General features: G+C 36.8%; 24 protein-coding genes and 3 tRNA genes. 19 read left to right on the top strand and 8 right to left on the bottom strand.

Annotation, left to right across the window (positions count from 1 at the left end; all coding sequences use genetic code 11):
* Positions 1-10: 10 nt before the first annotated feature.
* From J2T03_RS08090 to J2T03_RS08080, 3 genes are read right to left on the bottom strand one after another with little or no spacing between them, the layout of a single operon-like run.
* Positions 11-775, bottom strand: coding sequence for an ABC transporter permease (locus J2T03_RS08090; RefSeq protein ID WP_307210550.1), 765 nt, complete (start codon positions 773-775; stop codon positions 11-13).
* Positions 768-1,670, bottom strand: coding sequence for an ABC transporter ATP-binding protein (locus J2T03_RS08085; RefSeq protein WP_307210547.1), 903 nt, complete (start codon positions 1,668-1,670; stop codon positions 768-770). Before J2T03_RS08085 ends, J2T03_RS08090 begins: the two co-directional genes overlap by 8 nt.
* Entirely contained in the window at positions 1,670-2,947 is a 1,278-nt protein-coding gene (locus tag J2T03_RS08080) for an erythromycin esterase family protein (RefSeq protein ID WP_307210544.1), read from the bottom strand. The genes J2T03_RS08085 and J2T03_RS08080 overlap by 1 nt, the downstream gene beginning before the upstream one ends.
* 582 nt (positions 2,948-3,529) lie before the next feature.
* Here J2T03_RS08080 and J2T03_RS08075 point away from each other — a divergent pair.
* From J2T03_RS08075 to J2T03_RS08050, 6 genes are all read left to right on the top strand, one after another.
* Positions 3,530-4,336 carry a class I SAM-dependent methyltransferase gene (locus J2T03_RS08075; protein ID WP_307210542.1) on the top strand — a complete coding sequence of 269 codons (807 nt, stop codon included), beginning with the start codon at positions 3,530-3,532 and terminating at the stop codon, positions 4,334-4,336.
* A 35-nt stretch (positions 4,337-4,371) separates the two neighbouring features.
* Positions 4,372-5,595, top strand: coding sequence for a serine hydrolase domain-containing protein (locus tag J2T03_RS08070; RefSeq protein WP_307210539.1), 1,224 nt, complete (start codon positions 4,372-4,374; stop codon positions 5,593-5,595).
* A 264-nt stretch (positions 5,596-5,859) separates the two neighbouring features.
* Positions 5,860-6,705, top strand: coding sequence for an SDR family oxidoreductase (locus tag J2T03_RS08065; RefSeq protein WP_307210537.1), 846 nt, complete (start codon positions 5,860-5,862; stop codon positions 6,703-6,705).
* Positions 6,706-6,825: 120 nt separating this feature from the next.
* Positions 6,826-7,410 (top strand): SDR family NAD(P)-dependent oxidoreductase, encoded by a 585-nt coding sequence (locus J2T03_RS08060; protein ID WP_307210534.1) that lies wholly within the window; start codon positions 6,826-6,828, stop codon positions 7,408-7,410.
* Positions 7,361-7,753 carry a hypothetical protein gene (locus J2T03_RS08055; RefSeq protein WP_307210532.1) on the top strand — a complete coding sequence of 131 codons (393 nt, stop codon included), beginning with the start codon at positions 7,361-7,363 and terminating at the stop codon, positions 7,751-7,753. The genes J2T03_RS08060 and J2T03_RS08055 overlap by 50 nt, the downstream gene beginning before the upstream one ends.
* Positions 7,754-7,755: 2 nt before the next feature.
* Positions 7,756-8,676 carry a helix-turn-helix domain-containing protein gene (locus J2T03_RS08050; RefSeq protein ID WP_307210530.1) on the top strand — a complete coding sequence of 307 codons (921 nt, stop codon included), beginning with the start codon at positions 7,756-7,758 and terminating at the stop codon, positions 8,674-8,676.
* Positions 8,677-9,012: 336 nt separating this feature from the next.
* On the opposite strand, the gene J2T03_RS08045 is transcribed toward J2T03_RS08050, so the two are convergent.
* The 3 genes from J2T03_RS08045 to J2T03_RS08035 all read right to left on the bottom strand — a co-directional run bounded on the left by J2T03_RS08045 (position 9,013) and on the right by J2T03_RS08035 (position 9,306).
* Positions 9,013-9,086: transfer RNA gene (locus J2T03_RS08045), tRNA-Arg, on the bottom strand.
* Positions 9,087-9,119: 33 nt separating this feature from the next.
* Positions 9,120-9,194: transfer RNA gene (locus tag J2T03_RS08040), tRNA-Pro, on the bottom strand.
* A gap of 27 nt (positions 9,195-9,221) precedes the next feature.
* Positions 9,222-9,306 (bottom strand) — tRNA-Ser (locus J2T03_RS08035).
* A 135-nt stretch (positions 9,307-9,441) separates the two neighbouring features.
* Here J2T03_RS08035 and J2T03_RS08030 point away from each other — a divergent pair.
* The 4 genes from J2T03_RS08030 to J2T03_RS08015 all read left to right on the top strand — a co-directional run bounded on the left by J2T03_RS08030 (position 9,442) and on the right by J2T03_RS08015 (position 14,023).
* Complete coding sequence (locus J2T03_RS08030) at positions 9,442-10,467, top strand: N-acetylmuramoyl-L-alanine amidase (protein ID WP_307210527.1); 1,026 nt, start codon at positions 9,442-9,444, stop codon at positions 10,465-10,467.
* A 69-nt stretch (positions 10,468-10,536) separates the two neighbouring features.
* Positions 10,537-11,937 carry an aspartate ammonia-lyase gene (gene aspA, locus J2T03_RS08025; protein WP_306844280.1) on the top strand — a complete coding sequence of 467 codons (1,401 nt, stop codon included), beginning with the start codon at positions 10,537-10,539 and terminating at the stop codon, positions 11,935-11,937.
* Positions 11,938-12,014: 77 nt separating this feature from the next.
* Positions 12,015-12,869 (top strand): glycosyltransferase, encoded by an 855-nt coding sequence (locus tag J2T03_RS08020; RefSeq protein ID WP_307210525.1) that lies wholly within the window; start codon positions 12,015-12,017, stop codon positions 12,867-12,869.
* A gap of 107 nt (positions 12,870-12,976) precedes the next feature.
* Positions 12,977-14,023, top strand: coding sequence for a hypothetical protein (locus J2T03_RS08015; RefSeq protein WP_307210522.1), 1,047 nt, complete (start codon positions 12,977-12,979; stop codon positions 14,021-14,023).
* Here J2T03_RS08015 and J2T03_RS08010 read toward each other — a convergent pair.
* The gene (locus J2T03_RS08010) at positions 14,016-15,494 is read right to left on the bottom strand and encodes a lipopolysaccharide biosynthesis protein (protein WP_306844286.1); all 1,479 of its coding nucleotides are present in this window, start codon (positions 15,492-15,494) and stop codon (positions 14,016-14,018) included. The two genes, J2T03_RS08015 and J2T03_RS08010, sit on opposite strands and share 8 nt — an antisense overlap.
* A 9-nt stretch (positions 15,495-15,503) precedes the next feature.
* Positions 15,504-16,298 (bottom strand): FkbM family methyltransferase, encoded by a 795-nt coding sequence (locus J2T03_RS08005; protein ID WP_306844288.1) that lies wholly within the window; start codon positions 16,296-16,298, stop codon positions 15,504-15,506.
* Between the two features lie 562 nt (positions 16,299-16,860).
* On the opposite strand from J2T03_RS08005, the gene J2T03_RS08000 reads away from it, so the two are divergent.
* From J2T03_RS08000 to J2T03_RS07960, 9 genes are all read left to right on the top strand, one after another.
* A complete protein-coding gene (locus J2T03_RS08000) occupies positions 16,861-17,700 on the top strand; it encodes an energy transducer TonB (protein WP_307210520.1) in 840 nt (279 codons plus the stop codon).
* A gap of 168 nt (positions 17,701-17,868) precedes the next feature.
* Positions 17,869-18,642 carry a ParA family protein gene (locus J2T03_RS07995; RefSeq protein WP_306844291.1) on the top strand — a complete coding sequence of 258 codons (774 nt, stop codon included), beginning with the start codon at positions 17,869-17,871 and terminating at the stop codon, positions 18,640-18,642.
* 116 nt (positions 18,643-18,758) lie between these two features.
* Positions 18,759-19,649 carry a ParB/RepB/Spo0J family partition protein gene (locus J2T03_RS07990; RefSeq protein WP_306844292.1) on the top strand — a complete coding sequence of 297 codons (891 nt, stop codon included), beginning with the start codon at positions 18,759-18,761 and terminating at the stop codon, positions 19,647-19,649.
* Positions 19,650-20,306, top strand: a complete 657-nt coding sequence (locus tag J2T03_RS07985; RefSeq protein WP_306844294.1) for a DUF5683 domain-containing protein — start codon at positions 19,650-19,652, stop codon at positions 20,304-20,306.
* 65 nt (positions 20,307-20,371) lie between these two features.
* Complete coding sequence (gene dapB, locus J2T03_RS07980; RefSeq protein ID WP_307210518.1) at positions 20,372-21,073, top strand: 4-hydroxy-tetrahydrodipicolinate reductase; 702 nt, start codon at positions 20,372-20,374, stop codon at positions 21,071-21,073.
* Between the two features lie 135 nt (positions 21,074-21,208).
* Positions 21,209-22,849 carry a signal peptidase I gene (lepB, locus tag J2T03_RS07975; protein WP_307210516.1) on the top strand — a complete coding sequence of 547 codons (1,641 nt, stop codon included), beginning with the start codon at positions 21,209-21,211 and terminating at the stop codon, positions 22,847-22,849.
* Positions 22,849-23,523, top strand: a complete 675-nt coding sequence (gene lepB, locus J2T03_RS07970) for a signal peptidase I (protein ID WP_307210513.1) — start codon at positions 22,849-22,851, stop codon at positions 23,521-23,523. The genes lepB (J2T03_RS07975) and lepB (J2T03_RS07970) overlap by 1 nt, the downstream gene beginning before the upstream one ends.
* Positions 23,524-23,527: 4 nt before the next feature.
* On the top strand, positions 23,528-24,145 hold the full coding sequence (locus J2T03_RS07965) for a WbqC family protein (protein ID WP_306844299.1): 618 nt from the start codon (positions 23,528-23,530) through the stop codon (positions 24,143-24,145).
* A gap of 85 nt (positions 24,146-24,230) precedes the next feature.
* A complete protein-coding gene (locus tag J2T03_RS07960; RefSeq protein WP_307210511.1) occupies positions 24,231-25,913 on the top strand; it encodes a S8 family serine peptidase in 1,683 nt (560 codons plus the stop codon).
* The last annotated feature ends 112 nt before the right edge of the window (positions 25,914-26,025 follow it).

The raw sequence follows: 26,025 nt of genomic DNA, 5'->3' as shown, positions 1-26,025 counted from the left end.
TGAATTAACTTTACTTCCTTCTCACAAACAAATAAAAGCTCATCACAATAAAAACAAATACTGCAGCTATATTGCAGTAATCCAGTTTTTCAAAATGAATATTTTCATTTAGGAAATTTTCTAAGGATTTATAACCTCCGGTGTACACTAAAAAATCTGAAAATTCCTTGTCTTTAACCATTGCTGTGAACAAAAGCATGAACATGCCGAATCCAATAGGATAAATAAAGTTTTTGAATACCAGACTTAGTGCAAACTGTACCATGGCAATAGCGGAAAGCGTGATATAAAACTTTAAGAAAACATAAAATATAACCTTCCTATAATCATAGTTCTGATAGCCCAGATCAGGAAAAAATTTTCCCAGAAAATAACCGCTTCCCAGAAATACAATATACGACAGTAATATGGATAACAGAACCGTAATCAGGATAAATAGAGCTTTAGAAAAAAAGATTTTCGACTTCGAAACGGGAATGGTAAATAAGATCTTATAATTATTATTCCGGTATTCCACATCACAGCAGGCATGCACAAAAAGACAAACCAAAATAGGGTACAGCAAATAAAAAAACATAAATACATACCTTCCCAGTGTGTATTTCCACGGATTGGCAGTGCTTTCTGTTGCTCCTGAACTGATAACATCATATGCAATGTAAAAGGTAATGGCTAAAATGACAAAAGCGGGAATCAGAAATACTCCAAAAATCTCTTTATTTTTAGAGAGTTTATACTGTTCGGATGAAAAAGCTTTATAGAAAGTATTAGTCATGGTTTTTCGAAATTAGGTTAATAAAGATCTGCTCAAGATTGGCACTTTGAGATTCTATATCATAAATTTCAATATCATTTCCGGTCATAGTTTTCAGAAGCATGCTGAATTCCAGATCGTCATTGATTTTTACTGAAATTTTATTCAGTTCATTATGGGAAGCAGAAAAAGTTCCCTGTAGTACGGATATAGCTTTTTCTCCATTGTTTACTTTTAAAATGATCTCTCTTTCAACCTGGCTCAAAAGTTGGTTTTTTGTGCCCTGAAAAATCATTTTTCCGCTTTCAATGATTCCGATGTGAGTAGCGGTTTTTTCCAGTTCACTCAGAATATGGCTCGAAAGGAAGATCGTTTTTCCCTGATCGTTCAGATTCTGAAAAAGTTTTCGCATCTCAAAAATACCCTGCGGATCAAGACCGTTTAAAGGCTCATCCAGAATCAGCAACTTTGGATCATGAAATATAGCCATGGCAATTCCAAGACGCTGTTTCATACCCATTGATAAAGCGCTGGCCTTCTTTTTTTTCTCTTTATGCAGATCTACGAGCTCCAGAACTTCATCAATTCTTTTAGTTCCCTTTCCGTAAATAATATCCAGGTATTTTAAATTTTCAAAAACTGTCAGCTTAGTGTAAAAACAGGGAGATTCTATCAGATTTCCAGTTGAGGCAAAAATCTCTGTACGACTCTGTTTTAAACTTTTATTCTGAATGAAAATTTTATCACCGGATTCCTCCAAAAGTCCTAAAAGAAGTTTTATTGTGGTCGATTTTCCTGCTCCGTTCCTTCCCAGGTAGCCATAAATGCTGCCTTCCGGAACATTCAGACTGATGTTGTTTAAAATGGTCTTAGAGCCTATCTTATAACTAAGGTCCTGCGTTTTTATGCTTTCCATTATTTATTGATTGGTGTTAATAAAGTATTGGTGTCTATATAAAATATTCCGTCAAAAGAGCGGCTCCAGGTCCTCTTCTGATCAATTCCCTGATTGGCAGTTGAGACAAATTCCTTTCTCAAAAGTGAGCTTTCCGGAATATCCCTCAGGTTTATAAAAAAGTAAGGCGTTTTGGTCCTATGAAATACATTTTCAATAGCAAATTTCCCTGGTTTATTAATAAGAATACCCTTATCACTCTTTTTAGCGTATGATGAAAAGCCGATCATATAAGAAGCTTTACCATATTTATTCTTGATATAGAATCCCAATGGAAGATAGCCTTTATCATACCTTTCTGCGAAAGTATGGATATTGGAAGACCATACGATGACCTTTTTACCCTTGTACACAGAATCAATCTGATAAATAAGATTTCTGGCCATCAGGGAATCTCTGAACTGCATGCTTGGCATTGATCCGGGTTTGTATTTCCATGACTTATGAAAATTATTTTTCATATCATGTAAATATTGAGCATATATTATGTTTTCTGGCGTTTTCTCCAGCTTTAAAACTGATTGTTCAAGCTTGCTGATTTCACGGAGGAACTCATTTTTTTGATTTCCTTTAAACACCTTATTGGTATAATAGTCAAAGGTGAGATTGTCAAGATCATTAATGTTTTTATTAAAAACTGGAAAGCTGTTAATATTGATCTTGTTCTTGCCCAGAAATTCTTTTAAAAGCTTACCACGTCTGCCGGAAAGGGCGTTTCCGGAAAACTGAATGTCAAAACCACCAAGTTCAATGGGAGTACCGGAGATTTTAGTCTTCTGATAATATTGGATAAGCGGTCTTGTTTCAGTGCTTGCCCACCAGAACCAGAAAAGACCGAGGCTCCCTATAGAATCTGTAGGAATCTTCATGCTGTGGCTATTCATTTCCCTGTTCATCATCCAGGTATCATATTGTCCTGCTTCATACAAAACTACATCATAGCCCAGGTTTTCATGAAGATATTTGATCAGCCTGCTTTTTGCCTCTGAAGTAGCACCGTCAAAATGCGTATTTTCTCCCAGCATCAAAACTTTATTGTCCTTTAGCACAGAATCAAGTACCTTCAGGTCACTGTTGTCACGGTATTCCATAGAAATACTCTTAATGGGATGCTGATAATGCTGAATTTCAGAAAGCAGCTTCTGTTGTTCTTTTTGGGGAACCTCCTGATAAACCATTTTATTCAGAACAAAAATTGCAATAACAGAAAGTATGAAAGCATATAGTATTTTCTTCATGAATTGAATTACATAGTTATCGATTGTGTCAGTTTCCTTTAATAGGTATTGATTTGGTAAGTAATGTTACTATTTAGTGTGAACTATTTGTATAAATAATGAAAATGATGCCATGAGAAATTCGGCAGTGCTTCTTTGCAGGATATGTTATATCACATTCATTATATTTGCTATGAGGAGTGATTGACTCTTATTGTCTTGGGTTGTCCTCTTAATATTTTAATTAAATTTAATTTTGTGCTGTCTTTTGAAAGCTGATTTGGAATATATCTCTTTGTCGCCGCATGAATGTCTAAGCCGCCTTATTGAAAGTATATGGATGGTAAGAAATCATTCTTTTGTGCGATAATCTTTCCGGAATTTCCGAAACTATTTTATGGTATTCAGCAAATGCAGTACAAAATATAAAGCACTCCATAAAATAAGGAAATTATAATAAGAGATTTCTATGTACTTGAAATCTTTGTTATATTTACAGTATCAAAATTGTTTCTTAAATATTATCAGACGTGTTCTACGTCATTATTGCCGGCCTTTTCCAAGACCGGTCAACAAACTCTATATTAATTTTAATGAAACAATATGAATCTTATAGATCCTTCAATCGATAGCTTTTACACTAAAAGGCAAGAAGAAAATAGACTTTCAACCGGCTTAGGTCCGTTGGAGTTTGAACGTACTAAAATATTAATCAACCGTTATCTCAATAAATCATCTCACATTGCAGATGTCGGCGGAGGCCCAGGTCATTATGCACAGTGGCTTGCGGGAATGGGACATGATGTAACTTTAATAGACCCGGTAAAAAAGCATATTGAGCAGGCCAAAAAACGCTCAGCGCGAAGTTTTCATTTCAAATGTTTACAAGGGGAGGCACGTAAATTACCATTAGCTGATTTAAGCCAAGAACTGGTAATTCTTCATGGACCTCTCTATCATTTACAAGAGCAGGACGAACGTTTGGCTGCACTTAAAGAAGCCAGAAGAATATTAAAAAAAGATGGTGTTCTTTTAGGGTTTGCCATAACTCATTCTGCATCCACAATAGCAACTCTGCAAAGTGGCCTTATCCATGATCAAAAGCTCTTTTCCATGTGCATTAGCGAACTACAGTCCGGTGATCACTTCCCTCCCGAAGAATATCCGTTAATGCTTCCTAAAGGTTTCTGCCACAGGCCCTCTGACTTAATTGCTGAGTTTAAAATGGCAGGATTTGAACAGTTTGATTTATTGCCTGTGGAAGGAATTGCCTGGATGGACAGTAAATTTTTTGAAAGCTGGGCAGAAATGGCGAAAAAAAATAAACTTCTGGAAATGATTCAATTAACAGAACGGGATCGGGAACTGCTATGTTTCAGTCCTCATATCATGCTGGCAGCAAAAAAATAAAAGTTAATAGGTATAAATCTCCAAAATTTATAAATATGAAAAGGCTTCATTTACAAAAGCAATTCTTTTACATTAAAGCACTTATAGTCTTGCTAATGTCCATAACTAACATTGCAGCTTTAGGACAAACAACTACTGTAAGACGTCTCGATGGATCTTCCTTATCCGTTTCACAAATTGATAGTACGGTTAGATATTTGATGTCACTCGCAAAAGTGGAAGGGCTAGAGCTTGCTGTAATAAACAATAACCGGGTAGCTTACCAAAAAGCCTATGGTTTCAAAGATAAAGAGAAGAACATCCCGTTGGATACAAGCACAGTAATGTACGGTGCTTCCTTTAGTAAGGCAGTTTTCGCCTATATAAACATGAGGTTGGTAGAAAAAGGTCTCATTGATCTGGATAAACCTTTGGTTTACTACTTAAAAAAGCCGCTGAGTGAGTATGGGAACTATGAGGAACTCGAAAAAGATGAACGTTGGAAGAAGATTACCCCAAGAATGTGCTTGAGCCACACCACAGGTCTGCCGAATGTTTGGTGGATGAATGTTAAGACCGGAATGCGGGATACAACCCTGGTAAACCGGTTGTATTTTGAGCCGGGAAGCCGCTATGCTTATTCCGGTGAAGGTTTCAAGCTGCTGCAGCGCATTGAGGAAGTATATCTGGGAAAAGATCTCGAAAAGATAGCCCGTGAGGAACTATTTGTACCAGCTAAAATGGACAGGACAAGTTATCTATGGCAAGCTGGATTTGAGGCAAACTCTGCAATTGGTTATGATGAAAATGGAAACGCTGGCGGCAAAGTCCGTTCGCGAAAGGCTGTGGGAGCAGGATCGATGCTTACAACCATAAGTGACTATTCTCGCTTTATTTCCTATGTTCTGCGCGGTAAAGGATTAAGTGCCAAAACTTTTAAAGAGATGTTAAGGCCACAGATTCGCATCCGTTCTTTATACGAATTTCCAACCATGCTCGATGAAACTACACACCGTGATGATAAAATTAAACTGTCATATGGCTTAGGCTGGGGCGTTATCAATACACCGTACGGAACTGCATTTTTTAAAGGTGGCCATGATGACTGCTGGCGCAATTACAGTATCAGTTTCCCAGATAAACGAACAGGTATCGTAATAATGTGTAACAGCGGAAATGGTGAACGAATATTTAAGGAATTGCTGGAAAAATTGATCGGCGATACCTTTACACCGTGGGAGTGGGACCGTTTTACTCCATATAATAAATCTAAAAAGTAAAATTGTATGAACGGCATCTTCAAAAGATGCCGTTTATACTTTGATATTTGAATATTTTTAAAACATAACAACGTCAAAAACTATGCTGTTTAAAAGACGCTGAAATTCCTTAGAATTTCAGCGTCTTTTGGTTCAGGATTTAGTGATGCATGTAGAACCAATTTTTCACCTTAAAAACCGTAATTAGGATACAACATGCAGAGAATTGGCTACGCTGACAGTTTTAAAGTTGGTGACCTTTGTATCATAATAAAAACAAAAAAAATGACAACAGACAACATCGCTTCAAAACATCGCAAAACGATTTTAATTACAGGAGCAAGCAGTGGCATTGGAAAAGAAACTGCAAAGTTATTTCAGTCAAAAGGCTGGAACGTAATCGCTACGATGAGAAAACCGGAAAACGAATCAGAATTAAAGCAATTGGAAAATGTTTTGGTTACCAAACTTGATGTTTTGGATTTAGATTCTATACAAAATGCATTTACGGAAGGCATTCAAAAATTTGGAGGTATTGATGTATTGCTTAACAATGCTGGTTATGGTGCATACGGACCATTGGAGGTTTTTAGCAGGGACCAGGTTTTGAGACAATTCAACACCAATGTTATCGGACTTTTGGATGTTACCAGGACCGTTCTTCCTCACTTTAGACAAAACAAAAAGGGTATTATCATTAATATTTCTTCCGTCGGAGGCAAAATGACCTTCCCGATGGGTTCATTGTACCACGGAACCAAATTTGCCATCGAAGGTATTTCAGAATCGCTTAATTATGAAGTAGCGCAGTTTGGCGGACAGGTAAAAATTGTTGAGCCGGGGATGATCGCAACCGATTTTTCCGGCAGGTCTTTAGTTTTCAGTAATGATGAAAGCATCCCTGAATACCAAAATCTTGTTAATGCCCTGATGGGAGCAATGCCGACAATGGCTGAAAACTCTTCCCCCGCAAGTTTGGTGGCCGAAGTAATCTTTAAAGCCGCAACAGATGGAACAGACCAATTAAGATATACAGCCGGTGAAGATGCCAAAATGCTTATGGCAAACCGTCAGCAATATGACGACGCAACATTTATCGGCGGCATAAAATCACAATTTGGCCTTTTATAGGAGAAATTTGGATGCAATGATAAACAAACTTTAAAACTTTGGATAGGATGCTTCATATATAGAATCGGCTACTCCTAAAGTTTTAAAGTTTTTAACCTTCCTAATAATCAAAAATATAAAATGACAACAAAAAGTTGGACAGCAGATGATATTCCTTCACAGCAAGGAAAAACAATTCTCATTACCGGTGCAAATAGTGGGCTTGGACTGGAAGCATCAAAGGTATTGAGCAGTAAGGGAGCTCACGTAATTATGACTGCCCGTAACCTGAAAAGTGGCAATGAAGCGATTTCCCTGATCAAGAAGAAAAACGCTAACGCAAAGCTGGACCTGATGCACCTTGACTTGTCTGACTTTACGTCAATACATCAATTCTCTCAAGAGTTTCATAATAAGTACAGGCAACTTGATGTGCTCATCAATAATGCCGGTGTGATGTTTCCGGCAAAGCGGGAACTTACCAAACAAAACTTTGAAATCCAGTTTGGAACGAATCATCTGGGGCATTTCCTGTTGACAGGTCTGCTTTTGGATGTATTAAAAAGCACCCCAAATTCCCGTATAGCCATACAGTCAAGCGGGCAGCATAAGGCAAAAATGGGTAAGCCCGATATCTATTTTGATGACCTTAATTTTGATAAAGGATATAACAAATATGTGGCTTATACTCAAAAGCAAGCTGGCAAACCTATTATTTGCGTATGAATTAGACAGACAACTGAAGTCCAATAACATAGATATAACTGTTGTTTCTGCACATCCTGGATATACAAAAACAAATCTTGTAAGGCACTCAGGTTTTTTTGTTCAGTCCATCATTACCAATATACTTGCGCAAAGTGTTGAAATGGGGACATTACCCATATTGAGAGCAGCAACAGATATAAATGCTGCAAGCAGTGAATATTTTGGACCTACGAAAATGAATGACATGCGAGGATATCCTGAAGTGGTGAGGTCAAGTGACAAATCCTATGATAAGGATTTAGCCGGAAAACTTTGGAAAGTTTCTGAAAAACTAACCCAAATTATTTATAATTTTACATGACCATGAGTCCGATAGAAAATAAATTTGTAAAAATAAATTCTGTTTCGGAGCTGCATAAACTCATGCGGCTTCCGAAGCCTAAACATCCATTGGTCAGCCTGATCAACTACAACGATGTTCAATATGATGCTATTGATAGCTCGGTAAAAGCAATACTCAACTTCTACACCGTTTCCATAAAGCATAACGCTGATTGCAAGTTCAACTATGGCCAAAATTATTATGATTTTGATGAAGGTGTCCTGGCATTTATGGAACCGGGACAGATCGCATCAGGCACCCAGGAGGGAAATATTAAGGCAGATGGGTGGCTATTGGTTTTTCATCCAGACCTTATCAGGAATTACCCTATAGGTAAAAATATAAAGAATTATGGTTTTTTTTCATATGCAATAAACGAGGCATTGCACCTGTCTGAGTCTGAAGAGACGATGCTTGGAGAGATTTTCAAAAATATTGAGAAAGAATACAATCATTCGATAGACCAGTTCAGCCAGGATGTTATGGTTTCACAGATTGAGCTGTTACTTAATTATTCCAACCGGTTTTACAACAGACAATTCATTACCCGCAAAACAGCCAGCAGTGACTTACTGACAAAAATGGAAAATTTGCTTGATGAATATTTCGAAAGCGATAAAATAGTTGAATCAGGACTTCCAACCGTTCATTTTTTTGCAGAGAAATTAAACTTATCGCCCAATTATTTGAGTGATATGTTGAGAACTATTACAGGTCAAAGCACGCAACAGCATATCCATAACAAATTAATCGAAAAAGCGAAAGAGGCATTGGCAACTACAAATCTTTCCGTCAGCGAAATTGCCTATCAATTAGGATTTGAGCATCCGCAATCGTTCAGCAAATTATTTAAGACCAAAATGAATGTTTCGCCAATTGAGTATCGGGCATCTTTTAATTAATGAACAAAAAGCCATAACAAAATCTACCGCACTGGAAAAGCATTTTAATGACTTAGCTAATGGTGAAATGAAAGATTTTATAAAAATGATTCCTTTAAATCGTAGGTAAGACAAATGGTTTAAAGAGATTCAGTCTATTCCGAACAATAAAATAACTGTTACCGAGCAAAATTCTTTATAAATCGAAGGATAAGCATAGACTTTTTACGGTGTTTCAGAAAAGTAATTCCCTCCAAATTTCAGAGGGAATTTTGTTTCTAATACCTAACCCTAAACCAGACCTGAGCTAAAATAAAAAAGTCTCTACATTACTGTAAAGACTTGATTATCAATAAGTGAGCGCGAAAGGATTCGAACCTTTGACCGTCTGCTTAGAAGGCAGATGCTCTATCCAGCTGAGCTACGCACCCATTAAATAATTTTGAGAAAAATTACTAAAACAGTCGGGGCGGCAGGATTCGAACCTGCGACCTCCTGGTCCCAAACCAGGCGCGATGACCGGACTACGCTACGCCCCGAGAAATATAGTTAGTAAGAAAAAAATGCGGAGGGTAAGGGATTCGAACCCTTGCGACGCTTGCACGTCGACAGTTTAGCAAACTGCTCCATTAACCACTCTGGCAACCCTCCTTTTTTCTTATTTTTTAATGATCGTTGTTCCGATATTGCGAGTGCAAATATAGAATAGATTTCTTTATTTACCAAATAAAATTCAAGAAAAATTTGTGTATTTTTGAGGAGATAAATGATTAAAAAATTAAACTGATGCGTAAGACATTATATATCATCGGATTAAGTACTTTTGTTTTTTCATGTACTTCCCAACAAAATATTAAGAAAAATACTTACAAGCCAAAAGCCCCGGTATCACAGGCAAAACCTGCAGTTAAAGCTCCGGTAGCCACGACTACAAAACCTAAAATTACCAATGAGCGCGGAGTAGAATTTTTTACAACCAATCTTGCTGATCCTACAAAAAATGACAATACGGCAAGTTACGGTTCCATCGTTTCAGCAAAACCGGCAGGATATAAAGTCGTAAAGACCTATTTCCCTGCCATAGCACAGAATTTTAGACAGCGTTACCTTATATTACATTATACAGCGTTGCCTGATGATAAATCTATTACAGTGCTTACCCAGCAGGGCGTAAGTGCCCATTACCTGGTCAATAATACCGGGGACAATGAGATCTATCAGCTGGTTGACGAAAACAAACGTTCTTATCATGCCGGAGTAAGTAACTGGAGAAATGATAAAAACCTTAACGATACTTCAATAGGAATTGAGATCGTTAATACCGGATATACATCAGAAGCTGAAGGAAAAAAAATATTTGCAGCATTCAGTGATGAGCAGGTAAAAAAAGTGGCCGCTTTGGCTAAGGATATTGTCAACAGATATCAGATTCCGGCAACCAATGTTTTGGCCCATTCAGATATTGCTCCAACAAGAAAGCAGGATCCCGGGCCTATGTTCCCGTGGAAAAAGTTGTATGATGAATACCAGCTTGGAATGTGGTACGATGAACCCACAAAACAGAATTTCTTAGCTCTGGCACAGGAAGAGGTGCCCTTAAAGTATAATGATCCTTCCTTTATCTTTGCCATCCAAACAGCATTGCAGAAATTCGGATATTACCTGGATTTGAGCGGAAAGTGGGATGATGCAACAAAAAGAACCATCGAAGCTTTGCAGTACCATTTCCGTCCGCAGAATTACGATGGAATCATGGATGCCGAAACATGGGCAATTCTTCAGGCTTTAAATCAAAAATATCCAGCGAAATAACTATTAAAACGCATCGGTGAAGGTGCGTTTTTGCTATATTTAAAAATAAAAACAGCTAAAATATCTGTAATGGAAAATTTCAGAAAAGAAAGTGATCTGCTAGGCGAACTCAATGTGCCTGCAGATGCATATTATGGAGTGCAGACGCAAAGAGCGATTGATAACTTCAAAATCTCAGGACAGCTTCTTTCCTCCTATCCGGATTTTATCAAAGGGCTGGCTTTTGTAAAAAAAGCAGCAGCAAAAACCAATTATGAATTAGGGCTGCTTGATGAAAACCTCTATTTCAAAATAGCGGAAGCATGCGATGAAATTGTAGCCGGAAAATATCATGAGCAGTTTCCTGTAGATATGATTCAAGGAGGAGCCGGAACTTCGATCAATATGAATGCGAATGAAGTGATTGCCAACATCGTTTTAGAAAAATTAGGAAAAAATAAAGGTGAGTACGAATTCTGTTCGCCGAATGACCATATCAATCTTTCACAGTCCACCAACGATGCCTATCCTACAGCCATCAAGATGGGTTTGCTACATATGAATATCGGACTTGTTGAAAGACTTGAAAAAATCGTTGAAGCTTTCCGTGCCAAAGGAAAAGAATTTCATGACGTAATCAAAATGGGCCGTACCCAGCTTCAGGATGCTGTTCCAATGACGTTAGGACAGGAGTTTGAAGCCTATGCAGCCACTCTGGAAGAAGATATTTCTAAATTAAACAACAATGCCAGCCTTTTTGTGGAAGTGAATATGGGAGCAACAGCTATCGGTACAGGACTGAATGCTCCGGTAGGCTATGCAACCCTTTGTGCGAAAAATCTCGCTCAGATCACTGGTTTTCCGGTTATTTCTGCACCGGATCTTGTTGAAGCAACACCGGACACTGGTTCTTATGTGATTTATTCTTCCGCTACAAAACGTCTTGCTGTGAAGCTTTCAAAAATCTGTAATGATCTGAGACTGCTTTCTTCAGGTCCAAGAGCGGGATTATTTGAGATCAATCTTCCTCCGATGCAGCCAGGATCATCCATTATGCCAGGAAAAGTGAACCCTGTTATTCCGGAAGTGGTAAATCAGGTTTGTTTTAAAGTATTTGGAAATGATCTTACCGTAACCTTTGCTGCAGAAGCAGGACAGTTGCAGCTTAATGTAATGGAGCCTGTACTTTCCCATGCAATTATGGAAAACATCAATTTCCTTTGCAACGCTTTGGATACGCTTCGCGAAAAATGTATTGTAGGAATTACCGCGAACAAGGAAATCTGCCTGAATATGGTAAAGCACAGCATCGGTATTGTAACAGCACTTAATCCATATATCGGATACAAAAAATCTACGGAGATTGCGAAAGAAGCTCTCGAAACCGGAAACAGCGTTTATAATCTTGTTTTGGAAAAAGGAATTCTTTCCCAGGAAAAACTGGATGAAATCCTGGATCCGAAAAACATGCTGAAACCGCACAACAAATAAAATAATATAAGCGATAACGGGTGGTAAAATGAAATCATCAGTTATCGCTTATTATCCATCTCTATAAATTTAAAGGCTTGAGGTTTTTAATCATAATTCCTGCACATAACGAAGAAGGAAATCTTTCATTCACACTGGATTCTTTACAGCAGCAGAGCTTTAAGGATTTCAAAACGGTGGTGGTTAATGACGGTTCTACAGACGGAACGGACAAAGTGATCAGGCAATATACAGAAAATGATTCCCGTTTTGAAACGGTGAATCTTCAGAAATCTGCCCATCAGCCGGGGTCTAAAGTGGTGAGTGCCTTCAAAAACGGATTAAAGACTCAAAATATAGATGAATTTGATATTATCTGTAAATTTGATGCTGATATTATCCTTCCCGCAAATTATCTGGAAACACTACAATATGCGTTTAAAAACAATCCTGAATATGGGCTTGTTGGTGGTTTATTATACGTGGAAAAAGATGGAATCTGGGTGTACGAAGGAAATTCAAATAAGCATCATGTAAGAGGTCCTATGAAAGCGTATCGCAAAGAATGTTTCGTTCAGATCGGAGGATTGAGGGAAACACTGGGCTGGGACAATATTGATTCCATTCTTTTGGAAAACCTGGGCTGGAAAGAGATCGTGCTTCCAGAATTACAGGTAAAGCTGATCAAGGTAAAAGGTGCGGATTACACGATAAGGCCCGCAGATTATTATGGCAGATATTTTTACTTTCTAGGTCTGAACAGGTTTCTTGCCTACATCGCTTCTTCAAAGGAAGCTGCAAGGAGCAAATCTGTTTCTTTTTTCTTTAAGATCATCAAAGCTTACGAAGCCTGCAAAACAGCCAAGCTGGAGTTGAAGATCTCCAAAGACGAACAGAAAGTCATCAACGATAAACGATGGACAATGCTGAAGAAAAAATGGCTGAAAATGTAATTTACAATCTTATAACTGAAGATAAATTGACATCAATTCAATATTTTACCTTTGCTAATCTCTAATCTCTAATCTCTAATCTCTAATCTCTAATCTCTAATCTCTAATTGAAAAAAATAGCTTATATAGAAATAGATACCCATGCAGAGATTGCACAGGCTTTCATGGATATTATGAAAGATTCTTCAGAATTTAGTGTAGATTATTATTTTTCGAAAAAGATCAAAGATTTGGTTGTGGAGGACGGGGAAGCTATATTTTTATCTGACAGTTCCATGATCATGGAGCAGTTGAAATTAAAAAAATACGATCTGATCATCATTGGAACGGTTCACCGGTATTTCAATACCTTTCATGCATTGGTTCAGAAATATAATGTATCTGTTATTGTTCATAATATGAATTTTGCGGTGGCTTCAAAAAGTGCTTTGATGAAAAGTATTTTCAAGAGAGATATTATCTACCGGTTGAAGCTTTGGTGGAAAGAAGGTCTTTTTTATGCCTCGAAAGCGTACAGAAATGCCCAAAATCTATTGGTATTGGATGAAGAGCTTTCAACAGGTGTATATAAGTTCTTACCTCTTTTTTACAGCAAGGATTTTGAAAACCAGGAAAACCGTGATCTTATCATCGTAATTCCGGGAGGTGTTTCACAAGAAAGAAGAGATTACCATCACGTTTTTAAAACCATTCAAAATTTAAAAGCTGAAGAGAAATGTGAATTCATATTTCTTGGAAAAGCTAAAGGCAATGAACTGAAGCATTTGGAAAAACTGTCCCAAAAACTTCCGGAAAATATTTCTGTACAGTATTTTTCAGACCGGGTTTCCCATCATGATTTTGAAAGTCGGATGCAGAATGCAGACGTTTTATGGTGCCCGATTCAGCAGAAAACAGAATTTTTCAGCGGGGAAGAAATTTATGGGCTGACAAAAATGACGGGAAATCTTGGTGATGCTATCAAATATGGCAAAACAGCTGTTTTTCCTAAAGATTATCCTGCGAAATTAGAATTCATTGTTCCCGAGGCAGACAATATTCTGAAGCAATTTAAAGCTCTTAAAAATACGCGTTTTGATTTTCAGAAAAATTACAGCAAAAAGTTAGTCCTGAAAAAATTGGAAGATGTTCTTTCTGGCCTGATTTCTATTTAAATTTAAAAATACTTTTAATAAATCTTGCATTCAGGTAATCATCGAGCGGAAATACTTTGGTGAAATAATTTCCGATGTAGATCAATATCAGAACAACAGCTGGTTTGTACATCAAGTTGATGAAATTATTTTGGAAGGTTGGTAAAACAATCGCAACCGTAATCGCTAAAGTACAGATAATGGAAACAAAAATCATTTCAATTGTCAGTGGAGAAACTTTAAAAACAAAATAATTGAAAGCGATCTTGATAACATTGTAAGTCGTCAGTGAAATAGCTGTAGATAAGGCGATCCCGATTAGTTTCAGATCTGTATTTTTAATGAAATAATAGTTCAGTCCAACCGTAAGTCCGGCCAGAAGAAGCATGATCAGGATATTGAATCTGTAATATTTGGAAAGCGAGATGATATTCCCATTAAAGCCTGTCGCCAGATCAATTAAAACCGCAGAGCCCCAGATCCATACCACGGGCTCATATTCTCTCAGCATCGTTCCGTTTTTAGGCATGAATTCCGTCAGATAAGGAAAACCTACCATGATGCAGGAAAACAAAACCGCGCCTAAAAAATATAAAGATAATGATGTTTTTTTATGAAACCTGTCAAGTTCCTCCATATCGCCCTCAACCAGTGTTTTGTTGATGATCGGGGCAGAAATGTTGAACAGTCCCAGCTGTGGAATCGAGATCAGAGAGATCAGAGCATAAAGAACAGAATAGATTCCTACTTCTTCCATTCCCATAAACTCACCAATCATAAAGCTGTTGATCGCCAGGTAATTTCCAAAAGTTCCGAGGAATCCGAAAAAGCTGTAATTGAAAAACTCTTTCCAGAAATGGTCTTTCCTGAAATAGTCCGTATTAAAGTTCAGCCTTATCTTTTCAAGCTTGTTCGTGTAGTAAATGTACCCGAAGAGCATCAAGGCAAACATTCCGAAAAAGAAGGCAAACGCTACTTTCTGCGACAGTAAAAAATAAGCAAACAGGCAGAAAGCTCCCAGGTTGGCTATTTTTGGGAAAAGATTGTCAAAAATATTAGACACTACAATTCTCTTATAGTTGGAGGTGTATTTATTAAAAATGGCACAGAAAGAAAGGATGAGAATCAGCGGAAGAATCATTTCCTTTAATTTCCATGCTTCGGAATGTCTGAATTTTGGAAAAAAATAGGGGAGTACAAAAAATACACCTGTAAAAATAATAAAATTAACAAATACTGTAAGCAGGGACAGTGAGAGCATATTCTGTTTCTTGCCGTCTTTTTCAACCCTGTGGAAAAACTTCACGTTGGAGTAAGAGATTCCCAATACTACAATAGGAACCAGCATTTCAGCAGTAGGGAGGATATAGCGGAGCTTCCCGTAAAATTCAAAATTGTACGGAAAAATAAAAATGGCGGATATGGTACCCAGCAGAAAACCAATATAACCTATGATGGAATATTTGAAGCCCTGTCTCGCTACTACACTCATAATGTTTTTTTAATGGTTTTTTGGCGTAAAAATAATGTTGTTTATATAGCTGGTCTTGTTTTTTTCATCGTTGGTGTTGAGTATTAAGATCTCTTCCGTCAGGAGTTCCAGCTTAAAACTGTCACGGTTAAGATACTGTGCTTCATATCCCCAGCTTTTTACTTCGGAAATGTCATTCCAGATCGGGGTTTTGTGGTGTCTCTGTTCCATTTCTACCATCAGTGTCGGAAGGAATCGCTGAATGATTTTTTTGGCGCCACACAAGGTTTTCATTTCATTTCCTTCTACATCTATCTTAATGAAATCCAGTCTGTCAAAATGCTCTATAGCAGCCCATTCGTCCAGTTTGATCACTTTTACTTTTTCCGTATAGCTTTTCTCTTCACCTTTTTCTTTGTAAGATGTATTTAAAGTTCCCCGGGAAGCAATCAGTTTGCCGTTAATCACAGGAACCTTAAATTCAGCTGTTGTATTTTCGTCAGAAAGAGCTAAAGGAAATATTCTCATTCTTGGAAAAAGTCTTTTCAGGCGGCGGTAAAGCTTTTTGTTCGGTTCAAAGCCATAAATATGCTCATGATTCAGCTTATGTTCCAACTGATAAAGAAAAGTACCGACATTGGCCCCGATGTCCAGTATTACAGCATTTTTTGGAAGGTATTCCTTAATCCATACCAGTTCCGGTTCTACATTCCGTGCCGAAAAATTGTCCTTAGTAAGATTGTTTAAATTCTTAAAATATCTTTTTTTATAAAAATCCGGACTTATATATTGTAGTTTTTCTGCAATTTTTTGGTATAAAGACATCCTTAGTTATTTGACGAAAAGCAAAGATAAAAAAAAATGTTAAACTAATGTTAAAAAAAAATAAATATAACCAATTGATTATCAATTTGTAACTTTTTTTAATGTCGTTTATAAAAAATTGAACTTTAACAGGTTGACATTGCTGCTATTAATAGAATTTTGTTTTTGCGTATAAGTAAAGCTGGCCGTTCAAGTTTTTTTAAATTGTTGCTTTTCTGGTTTTCAGTGCTTCTTTTTTTGTGTACAAGTATATTTTAGTATTTCAATTGATTTTTCAAATTTTCTTCCGTTTTCCAATGTGGTTTTTGCTGTTTTAAATTTTATGATATGTATTTTGTAAATACTGCATGTTTTTTTGCGGATAATGAAATGAATTACAATCAGATTTTGAAAATTTTCGACTTATTAGAATGTTAAAATTTACATATTGTTATAATGTTTTTTAAAATATTGATGTTTTGATAAAATTTTGGCAGATGTTTTGATATTGAAACAATACTTATCGATAAGAACATACAAAACTAATAATCACTGATTTTAACAGTTTAAATATTTAATAGTGATGAAACACCTAAACCAAAATCAGGAATTTCGTTTTAACGAAGTTCTTTTTGAGCACCGCAACAAAGAATACGGTGCCTATGTATTAAGAAATGAATCAGATAGATTACTAACCAAAGCGCTTTTTGTGGGTGTAAGTTTATTGGCTGCAATTTCAGTGACGCCGTTTGTAGTTTCTGCATTTGAAACAACAGAAAAGGTTATTATAAATGAACCGATTTATCGTCCGATTGATATAATACCTAATGATCCGCCAAAAGAAAATCCGCCAGTACAAATCCAAAAGCCAGAAAATCCGCCAGAAAAAGTTAAAACTTATGATGCGAGCTTGGGTGAGCCAAAAGCAAATGTTACTAACGAAAAAGTTATAGAAAAAATTGAAGGTGCTGTTGCAGGACCGGAAAATAATAAGGATGGAATAATTGCAACAACAAACTATCATCCTGTGCCTCCTCAGGCAGGAACAGGACCGGCAGTACCTTACATCCTGCCTACACCGCCGGAAAAAGTTTCTGACAATCATATTGCAAGCGGTGATGAACTTGCTTCTGAAGCCATATTTACCGGAGGAATTGATTCATTCAGAAATAAAGTCATTAACAATTTTGACGGTTCGGGATTTGTAGGCAATGGAGACACTATGAAAACAGTGGTAACCTTTATCGTAGAAAAAGACGGAACAATTTCCGGATTAAAGGCGAATGGTAAGGATGTTGAATTTAATAATGAAGCCATCAGAACCATTAAAAATGTTAAGGGATTATGGAAGCCTGCTAAAAATAAACAAGGTGAAGCTGTGAGAAGTTATTTCAAATTTCCAATCACAATGAACTTTGAATAATTGATATAAAAAACAAATCTTAAAATAGTTATCCACAAAGAATTTTTTTTGTGGATAATTTTTTTAATTGTTAAACTGTTTATTAACAATACTTTAACTCAATTTTGAATTTCGCCATTCATACAGAGCAAAGAAAAAAGTGTATTTTTGAAATCTAAAGTTCTAATAATGGCAAAAATCATAGGTATCGCTAATCAAAAAGGAGGAGTAGGAAAAACTACCACAGCTGTAAATCTGGCGGCAGCATTAGGGGTATTGGAAAAAAGAATATTGATCATTGATGCTGATCCACAGGCTAATGCAACCTCAGGGCTTGGTGTGGAAGATGTTCAGTACTCTACATATAACCTATTGGAGCACAGTGCAGATACAAGAACTTGTATCAAAAGGACTGCTTCTCCTAATCTGGATATTATTCCATCACATATTGACCTGGTGGCAGCGGAAATTGAGCTCGTGGATAAAGAAAGCCGTGAGTATATGCTGAAAAAAGCATTGGCAGAAGTGAGAAATGATTATGATTATATCATTATAGACTGCGCGCCGAGTTTAGGACTTATTACAGTTAATGCCCTTACTGCAGCAGATTCTGTGATCATTCCGATTCAGTGCGAATATTTTGCATTGGAAGGACTGGGTAAACTTTTGAACACTATTAAAAATGTACAGAAGATCCATAATAAAGATCTTGGTATTGAAGGCCTTCTTCTTACGATGTACGACAGCAGATTAAGATTATCCAATCAGGTTGTTGAAGAAGTGAATTCACATTTTCCTGACATGGTTTTTGAAACGATCATCAGCAGGAACGTAAGATTGAGTGAAGCGCCAAGTTTTGGAGAAAGTATCCTCAATTATGATGCAGAAAGTAAAGGTGCTATCCAATACATTCAGCTGGCAGAAGAAGTTTTGCTGAAAAATGAAAATTTAGTAAAAAATTAATAGCAGTAAATAGTCAATACATCAATGGTGAAATAGTCAAAACCGATTGTTATCAATTGAATGGCTGATTATCCATTTGTAACTTAGAATTTAAGCCATCATTATCAAATATATTTATGAAGGACAAAAAAAGAGCTATGGGACGTGGTTTGGGCGCTATTTTGAGCGCAGAGTCCAAAGCGAGTATCAACTCCGCTACCGATGAAGGAGCAGATAAGTTTGTGGGGAATATCGTAGAGGTTGCCCTTGAAGATATTTATCCGAATCCGACCCAGCCGAGAACTTATTTTGATGAAAAAGCATTAAACGAACTTGCCCTGTCAATTAAAAACTTAGGAGTGATTCAGCCGATTACTTTAAGGAAAGACGGAGAAAAATTCGAAATCATATCAGGGGAAAGACGTTACCGTGCAAGTAAAATTGCCGGACTTCCGACCGTTCCTGCCTATATCCGTTTGGTAAATGATCAGGAGCTTCTGGAAATGGCTCTTGTTGAAAATATCCAGAGGGAAGATCTTGATGCGATTGAGATCGCTTTGACCTATCAGAGACTTTTGGATGAAATCGGTCTTACCCAGGAAAACCTGAGCCAGAGAGTAGGAAAGGACAGAAGTACCATTACCAATTCCATCAGACTTCTAAGATTGAATCCTGATATTCAGAATGCGATCAGAAGCGGAGAAATCTCTGCAGGACACGGAAGAGCGATCATCAGCCTTGAAAGTGAAGAACATCAGCAAATTTTATTTGATCTGATCATTAAAGAAAAACTCAATGTACGTCAGGCTGAACAGGCTGCTACCGCATTGAAAAACCCTAAATCACCTGCAGCGAAAAAAGTCAATACTGAGCTTTCCAACAATTATAAAAGAGCACAGAAGACAATCGCCGATATTTTGGATGTAAAAGTAGAAATCAAAACCTCCGGAAACGGAAAAAAAGGTAAAATTCTCCTGGACTTCAAAAATGAAGAAGAACTGGAGTATATTTTATCTCATATTAAATAAATGAAGAAATTATTTTTCACATTCTTTTTGGGCATTTTTGCTTTCGCTTACTCGCAGGTGACTCCCAGCGACACAGTTCGTGTAGACCCTCTTCCGAAAGACAGTGTGGTTGTAACTCAAACTGTAAAACCCACAAGAACCGTAAAAACAGAAGCCAAGATCATTGAGGATCTTGAGAACGCAAACGGACCTACAAAGAAAACGATTAAACTGAATCCTACAAGAGCCGGACTGTATTCTGCAGTTCTTCCTGGACTAGGACAGTATTATAATAAAAAATACATCAAAATCCCTATTGTCTGGGGAGCCGTAGGAGCCGGTATAGGATATACAATCTGGAGTAATAACCAGTACAAAAAATACCGGGAATATTATATAGCTAAGCTTAACGGAACACCTAATGAATTTGTAGACAGTCATCCATGGCTTGATAAAAGAGCTTTTGGAAATGCTCAGGACAGATATAAAAGACAAAGAGATTACGCTATCGCCATCACAGGTCTGATTTACATTCTGAACATTGTAGATGCCGTGGTAGATGCGCATCTTTACGAAAGCCGTCACGATCCGGATCTTAGTTTTAATCCTACGGTAATTCAGGATCAGTATGGATTTTCAAACCCAAAAACAGGCTTAAGTTTAAGCTATAGATTTTAAATATAATTTTGAATAACGCTCTTTTGAATTGTAAAGTTCATGGAGATCATAATAAATAAGATATCATGAGAATAGCATTAGTTGGATACGGTAAAATGGGGAAGATCATTGATGAGATTGCACAGAAGAGAGGTCATGAAATAGTGGCCCGCCTCAAAGAAACTCCAACAGCTGAAAATCTTAATAATCCGGACGTAGCCATCGAATTTTCATTACCCGAAGCGGCATATCATAATATCAAAGCCTGTCTTGAAAATAAAGTTCCGGTAATCTGCGGTACGACAGGTTGGCTGGAAAAGAAAGAAGAAATTGAAAAAATAGCTGTAGACAACGATAGCGCATTCTTATATGGGTCCAATTTTAGCTTAGGCGTGAATTTATTTTTTGCCCTCAACGAAAAAGTAGCTGATATCATGAAAAATGTAGATGAATATTCCTGCCAGCTGGAAGAAATTCACCATATCCACAAAAAAGATGCCCCAAGCGGAACGGCAATTTCAATTGCTGAAGGCATCATCAGAAGTAATCCTAAATTTAACGCCTGGAAACTGGAAGAAACCCAAGGCCAGGAACTGGGTATCTTTGCAATCCGTGAAGATGAGGTTCCGGGTACCCACAGCGTATATTACAAAAGCGAAGTTGACGAAATTGAAATAAAACATACAGCCTTCAACAGAAACGGGTTCGCACTCGGAGCTGTAGTTGCTGCGGAATGGATTAAAGATAAAAAAGGAAACTTCACCATGAAAGATGTTTTAGGACTTTAATTTGTAACAAATTCTTTAAATTGCATACCAATAAAATAAGGAATGATGAATAGTAAATTATAAATAGCAGAACGCTGTGATCATTTATTACTCATCATTTATCATTTATCTACTTAGAATAGGCACAAAAAAACTATGAATTATTTTTTAACTTATACAGTATACGTTCTCATTTTGTCTGTATTGATGGGGATTTCCACTTGGAAGCTGTTCAAAAAAATGGGGTATAATCCATTATTGGCATTTATACCTTTCTATAATTACTTCATTATATTAAAAGAAACAAAACACCCGAAATGGTGGGCTATCCTGTCCTATCTTCCAATAGTGGGACCTATTATGATGTCTGTTTTCCATATTTATTTAATGAAAAAGTTTGGGAAAACTCTTTTTCAGCACCAATTGCTTACAGTAATCCTGCCTTTTATCTATATGGCTACAGTGAACTATTCTAAAGATGTAGAAATAGAAGATGAAAATGCTGATGACCTGTTTCTTACAGATGAAGAGAAAAATGAAAAAAAGAAAGATACCTTCCTGGGGTCCATCACTTTTGCGGTTGTTTTTGCAACCATTATTCACGTTTTTGTAACGCAGCCGTTCGGGATTCCTACAGGATCTATGGAAAGAACACTTTTAGTAGGTGATTTCCTTTTCGTGAACAAATGGAGCTATGGATACAGAATGCCGATGCGCCCTGTAGCGATACCATTCCTTCAGGGGACCATTATGGATACAGGACAGAAAGGAAATCCAAAAGATGATCCCAAATCATATGTTGATGGCATAAAACTTCCTTATACAAGAATTTTCCAGTTCAATAAGCCTCAGAAAAATGATGTAGTTGTTTTCAACTATCCTCGTGATTCCGTGCATACAGCGATCGACAGAAAAGATCCATACGTTAAAAGATGTGTAGCCGTTGCCGGAGATACCTTTGAAATGAGAGGTGGAAGACTTTTCGTGAATGGAAAGCCTGAGATGGTTTTAGGAGACCAGGAAGTACAGCACAAATATGTTGTAAGTACAGGAAGTCAGTTGGATATTCCTGCGTTGTATAAGATGTATGGATTTTTACCTGTACAGGAACAGCAAACTAATGAAGGGTTTCTTTATGGTTTTCAAGGACTTACAGATAGAATAGCGCAAGAAATTAAGCAGCTTCCTCAGGTAATTGATATGAAAGAAGATGTCAATCCTAAAGGATATGCCGCAATTGCATACAAAGATGAAGTTGCAAAGAAAATAGATACCACACAATCCATTTTCCCGGTTAACAAACCTTGGAACCAGGATTGGTATGGTCCTTTGAAAATTCCTAAAAAAGGAGATGTGGTAACACTGAATCAGGAAACCCTGCCAGAATACAAATGGATTATTTCTGAATACGAACATAACAGTCTGGAAAATAAAAACGGGAAAATTTTTATCAATGGGAAAGAAACAACCCAGTATACCATTAAACAGGATTATTACATGATGGTAGGTGACAACAGAGACGCTTCCCTAGATGCAAGGTTCTTTGGTTTCGTTCCGGAAGAAAATATTGTTGGAAAACCAATGTTCACATGGATGAGCCTTCAGGGTGCTTTCTCAGACAGTAGTTCTTCCTACCAGGCTCCATTCAAGGTTCGTTGGGACAGAATGTTTAAAGCAACAAACACCGGTGAAGCCAATAAAACTTCTTACTGGTGGATCGCTGCAATGATTCTTATCCTTTTCTTTGGATGGGAGTATTTCATGAAATTGTTCAGAAAGAAAAATACAGAAGAATAGTGTTTAAAAATAAAATATTTAATACAATACTTCTTACAGGAAGTGTCATTGTAACTCTTTTCATTATTGCAAAACTCACAGGAGTTTTGCAATATGCTTTTGTACCCGAAGCCGGAAGTGAACCGACGGTCAAAAAAAGATCATTTGTTGTGATCACTAATATCCTGCCTTATGATAAAAATAAATTGTTGATCTATTATCAGGACAATATTCATGGTAAAGGAATGTATATACAGCGGCTGGTAGGAGTGTATAAAGATAAGGTCCAGATTAAAAATGGAGAATTGTATGTTAATGACATTGCAGTAGATGCTCATTTAAACCTGAAACATTCCTATAAAATAGATCGGGCTTTTGTAAATGAATTAATGATGAAAGGATTTTCAGAAAATGACTTTTTTCCATTTGATCAAAATCATTTCGTGACCAATTTAAGCAAAAACGAGCTTGATAATAATTTTTTTCATGAAAGATTTATCAATACCGGCCCGGATCATGATATCTTCAAAGCATATGGTAAAGATTGGACTGCTGATAATTTTGGCCCTATAATTATTCCGAAAGGAAAAGTTTTTTTTCTTGGTGATAACCGGAATGCCAGTTTAGATTCCCGGTATACAGGGTTAATAAATGAAGAAGAAATAAAAGGAAGAGTTATTTATCCAAAAAATTAAAAATATGCAAAATATATTATTACCGGTATTTTATATGCCCCCGATTTCATGGTTTTCAGTGTTTTTAAATCCTGAAAATAAGATTATATTTGAACAGTTTGAAAATTTTCCGAAACAGACCTACAGAAACAGAACCAATATTTATGGGGCAAACGGGAAGCTTTCCTTAATAATTCCAATCAATCATAATGGGAAAAGAGAATTTAAAGACATTGAGATCTCTTATAGGGAAGACTGGAGAAATCTGCACTGGAAATCTATCAAAACAGCATATCAGAGTTCGCCTTATTTTGAATATTATGAAGATAAATTCAGGAAAATATATGATCTGAAAGAGAAATTTCTTTTGGATTTTAACCTGAAAGGATTAGAAGTTATACAGCAAATCCTTAAAACAGAAAAGGCACAGTCTTTGAATGAAGAATATATCAAAAACCCTGAAAATATTAATTTCAGAGAGAAATTTTCTGCGAAGCTTCCTTCAGAATTTAAGATGGAAGAATATTACCAGACCTTCTCTGATAAATTGGGTTTTTTAGAAGATTTATCGGTTTTGGATCTTATTTGTAACAAAGGCCCTGAATCTCTGACTTATATAAAAAATATTAAACAATCATACTAATATGAAATCGCTGTTAATAAATTCTATCAAGATAACCAATGAAATGGCGATTGCATATGACTTTAGAAAAAATAAATATCAACATATGAAAAAGGTATTATTAGCTGCTGTTTTTCTGGCAGGCTTTAGTTTCTCTTACGCTCAGGAAGCACAGGCTAAGAGTATTGACCCAAAAGAAGATAAAGATCTGATGACTTGGTATCATAAAGATTTTTCTGCAACAAAAGTATACGGAGTAAATACGGCAAACGCTTATAAATATTTAGAATCCAAAGGCCTTAAGCCAAAAACTGTTGTTGTAGGAGTTTTAGACAGCGGTGTTCAGGTTGATCACCCGGGTCTTGTAAAAAATGTATGGTCTAATCCTAATGAAGTTCCCGGAAACGGAAAAGATGATGACGGAAACGGATATATTGATGACATACACGGCTGGAACTTTATCGGCGGAAAAAATGGCAACATTGATATCGACAATATGGAGGTAACAAGAGTCGTTGCCAAGTATCAAACTGTTTTCGAAGGTGATGATTCTGCAAAAAATAAAGCAAACCAGGCGAAAATGCCCGAAGAGTTTGCCATGTATATGAAGTCTAAAGAACTCTTCAACAAAAAGAGTATGGAGGCAAAGCAAGGTTTACAGACCTACACCATGATCAATAGTATCATTCCAAACATGGTGAAATTGTTGGGAGGTAAGCCCGTTACTGCAGAAACTTTGCAGGGAATCAAGCCTCCTACAGATCAGAAAGATGCTATCGCTCTTAATGTTTTAGCTCAAGTTTCTCAAAGCCCTGAATTCAAAGGAAAATCTCCTGCGGATTTCGAAAAACTGATGAAAGAACAGATGAAAGAGGCTATGGATCATTTTACGCCACAGTCTAAGCAATACGATCTCAGCTATGATCCTAGAAAAGAAATTGTAGGCGATAATTATGATGATTATTCTGAGAAAAACTATGGAAATAATAACTACGAAGGTCCAGATGCAGAGCATGGAACGCACGTTGCCGGGATTATTGCCGGTCTTCCTCAAGGCAAAGAAATACAATATGGTATAGCTTCCAAAGTGGCTAAAATCATGTCCGTAAGAACCGTTCCAAACGGAGACGAAAGAGATAAGGATGTTGCAAATGCAATCAGATATGCAGTGGATAATGGAGCTCAAGTATTAAATATGAGCTTCGGAAAGCCTGTTTCACCGGGTAAAAATGTAGTATGGGATGCTTTTAAATATGCTGAGGACAAAGGAGTGCTTTTAGTAAAAGCAGCGGGTAATGAAAACGAAGATGTTGCCGAGCACCTGGCTTTCCCTACTAACTTTAAAAATGTTGCAGATGAAAAACCGTTTGTGAATAACGTATTAGTTGTAGGAGCGAGTACCAACAGAAATAACGAGCTTAGAGCTAGTTTCTCTAACTACAATAAGAAAATGGTAAATGTTTTTGCGCCGGGCGAAGAAATTTACTCTACAGTTCCTAAAAACGAATATAAATATCTTCAGGGAACTTCCATGGCATCACCTGTAGTAGCCGGGGCTGCAGCTGTATTGCTAGCTTATATGCCTAATCTGAAGCCGCATCAAGTCATTGAAGCACTTGTAAAAAGCAGCAATTCAAATGTAGACAATAAATTTCCTGAATATTCTCAGGCCGGAGGGGTTATAGATCTTCAAAAGGCTGCAGAATATGCCTATACCAATTTCTACGCAGGAAAATCTTCAGGCAACAATAAGCCTACGAAATCCGTAAAAAAGGCTGTTAAAAAATAGTATATCTTCCTGTATATAAGAAGAAAACATTTAAAGTCCGAAATTTTCGGACTTTTTTTATTTTTATTTTTCAATTTGGCACGGTTTTTTGTAACTTTATAATAACAAAATA

The organism is Chryseobacterium lathyri, from assembly GCF_030812195.1.
Taxonomy (GTDB): Bacteria; Bacteroidota; Bacteroidia; order Flavobacteriales; family Weeksellaceae; genus Chryseobacterium; species Chryseobacterium lathyri_A.
Note: the sequence above shows the minus strand (reverse complement) of the source record. Positions and strands in the feature narration are given on the sequence as shown.

What these genes read in the sequence shown, in the direction of transcription:
- J2T03_RS08090 (WP_307210550.1), bottom strand. Translation starts at nt 775, where the DNA reads ATGACTAATACTTTCTATAAAGCTTTTTCATCCGAACAGTATAAACTC.
- J2T03_RS08085 (WP_307210547.1), bottom strand. Translation starts at nt 1,670, where the DNA reads ATGGAAAGCATAAAAACGCAGGACCTTAGTTATAAGATAGGCTCTAAG.
- J2T03_RS08080 (WP_307210544.1), bottom strand. Translation starts at nt 2,947, where the DNA reads ATGAAGAAAATACTATATGCTTTCATACTTTCTGTTATTGCAATTTTT.
- J2T03_RS08075 (WP_307210542.1), top strand. Translation starts at nt 3,530, where the DNA reads ATGAATCTTATAGATCCTTCAATCGATAGCTTTTACACTAAAAGGCAA.
- J2T03_RS08070 (WP_307210539.1), top strand. Translation starts at nt 4,372, where the DNA reads ATGAAAAGGCTTCATTTACAAAAGCAATTCTTTTACATTAAAGCACTT.
- J2T03_RS08065 (WP_307210537.1), top strand. Translation starts at nt 5,860, where the DNA reads ATGACAACAGACAACATCGCTTCAAAACATCGCAAAACGATTTTAATT.
- J2T03_RS08060 (WP_307210534.1), top strand. Translation starts at nt 6,826, where the DNA reads ATGACAACAAAAAGTTGGACAGCAGATGATATTCCTTCACAGCAAGGA.
- J2T03_RS08055 (WP_307210532.1), top strand. Translation starts at nt 7,361, where the DNA reads ATGTGGCTTATACTCAAAAGCAAGCTGGCAAACCTATTATTTGCGTAT.
- J2T03_RS08050 (WP_307210530.1), top strand. Translation starts at nt 7,756, where the DNA reads ATGAGTCCGATAGAAAATAAATTTGTAAAAATAAATTCTGTTTCGGAG.
- J2T03_RS08030 (WP_307210527.1), top strand. Translation starts at nt 9,442, where the DNA reads ATGCGTAAGACATTATATATCATCGGATTAAGTACTTTTGTTTTTTCA.
- aspA (WP_306844280.1), top strand. Translation starts at nt 10,537, where the DNA reads ATGGAAAATTTCAGAAAAGAAAGTGATCTGCTAGGCGAACTCAATGTG.
- J2T03_RS08010 (WP_306844286.1), bottom strand. Translation starts at nt 15,494, where the DNA reads ATGAGTGTAGTAGCGAGACAGGGCTTCAAATATTCCATCATAGGTTAT.
- J2T03_RS08005 (WP_306844288.1), bottom strand. Translation starts at nt 16,298, where the DNA reads ATGTCTTTATACCAAAAAATTGCAGAAAAACTACAATATATAAGTCCG.
- J2T03_RS08000 (WP_307210520.1), top strand. Translation starts at nt 16,861, where the DNA reads ATGAAACACCTAAACCAAAATCAGGAATTTCGTTTTAACGAAGTTCTT.
- J2T03_RS07995 (WP_306844291.1), top strand. Translation starts at nt 17,869, where the DNA reads ATGGCAAAAATCATAGGTATCGCTAATCAAAAAGGAGGAGTAGGAAAA.
- J2T03_RS07990 (WP_306844292.1), top strand. Translation starts at nt 18,759, where the DNA reads ATGAAGGACAAAAAAAGAGCTATGGGACGTGGTTTGGGCGCTATTTTG.
- J2T03_RS07985 (WP_306844294.1), top strand. Translation starts at nt 19,650, where the DNA reads ATGAAGAAATTATTTTTCACATTCTTTTTGGGCATTTTTGCTTTCGCT.
- dapB (WP_307210518.1), top strand. Translation starts at nt 20,372, where the DNA reads ATGAGAATAGCATTAGTTGGATACGGTAAAATGGGGAAGATCATTGAT.
- lepB (WP_307210516.1), top strand. Translation starts at nt 21,209, where the DNA reads ATGAATTATTTTTTAACTTATACAGTATACGTTCTCATTTTGTCTGTA.
- J2T03_RS07965 (WP_306844299.1), top strand. Translation starts at nt 23,528, where the DNA reads ATGCAAAATATATTATTACCGGTATTTTATATGCCCCCGATTTCATGG.
- J2T03_RS07960 (WP_307210511.1), top strand. Translation starts at nt 24,231, where the DNA reads ATGAAAAAGGTATTATTAGCTGCTGTTTTTCTGGCAGGCTTTAGTTTC.